The following is a 1,082-nucleotide window of genomic DNA, read 5'->3' on the forward strand; positions in this document are numbered from 1 at the left end:
CCGGCCTCCGGCCCGCCCGGCGCGCCGGCATTGGCGGCGCCGGGGCCCGGCCGCGCCACCTCCTGGATGCGGCTGCCATTGTTCAGCCGCTGCGCGCCGGAGGTGACGACGCGCTCGCCCGGTTGCAGCCCCTCGGTCACCGCCGCCTCGCTGCGGGTGGTGGGGCCGAGGCGCAGGCTGCGCTGCTCGATGGTCTGGTCCTCCTTGGCGACGAAGACGAAGGGCCCGGCCGGGCCCTGCTGCACCGCCACCAGCGGGATCACCACCGCCTGCGGCACCGTCTCCACCGGCAGGCGCAGCGTGACGAAGGCGCCCGGCCACAGCCGGCGCTGCGCGTTGGGAAAGCTCGCCTTGACCTGGATGGTGCCGGTGGTGGCGTCCACCGTGTTGCCCACCGTCAGCAGCGTGCCGCGCTCGGCCGCCTCGCCGCGCACCGAGGGCACGGTCTCGACCGGCACCGGCCCGGCCTGCATGGCGCGCAGCAGCCGCGGCAGCTCCTGCTGCGGCAGGGTGAAGTTCACCGCGATGGGGGTGAACTGCGCCAGGCTGACGATGCCATTGGTGTCGCTGCTGGCCACGAGGTTGCCCGGATCCACCTGGCGCAGCCCGACGCGGCCGGCGAAGGGGGCGCGGATCACCGTGTCGTCCAGCTGGGCGCGGGCATTGTCGATCGCCGCCTGGTCCTGCGCCAGCTGCGCCTCATACAAGGCGACCTGGGTGCGCTGCGTGTCCACCTGCTGGCGGGTCACGCCATTGGCGCGCAGCAGCCCCTCATAGCGCTGCAGGTCCAGCCGCGCATTGGCCAGCTGCGCCTGGTTGTAGGCGCGCTGCGCCTGCGCCTGGGCCAGCGACGCGGCATAGGTGCGGTCGTCGATGCGCGCCAGCACCTGGCCCTGCTCGACATCCTGGCCCTCCTGGAACAGCACCTCCAGCAGCTGGCCGGAGACGCGCGAGCGCAGCGTGACGCTGTTCAGCGCCTGCACCGTGCCGAGCGCGTCCAGCGTCAGCACCAGGTCCTTGCGGGTGGCGGCGGCCAGCGTCACCGGCACCGCCATGCCGGCGCCCATGCCGCGCCCGCCCGG

General features: G+C 74.4%; 1 protein-coding gene. It reads right to left on the minus strand.

Annotated features, from left to right (window positions below):
- Window positions 1-1,082, minus strand: a 1,082-nt coding sequence (locus HMPREF0731_RS21580; RefSeq protein ID WP_007006370.1) for an efflux RND transporter periplasmic adaptor subunit, incomplete at both ends; no start/stop codon positions are given.

The sequence above is a fragment of the Pseudoroseomonas cervicalis ATCC 49957 genome (genome assembly GCF_000164635.1).
GTDB classification, from domain to species: Bacteria; Pseudomonadota; Alphaproteobacteria; order Acetobacterales; family Acetobacteraceae; genus Pseudoroseomonas; species Pseudoroseomonas cervicalis.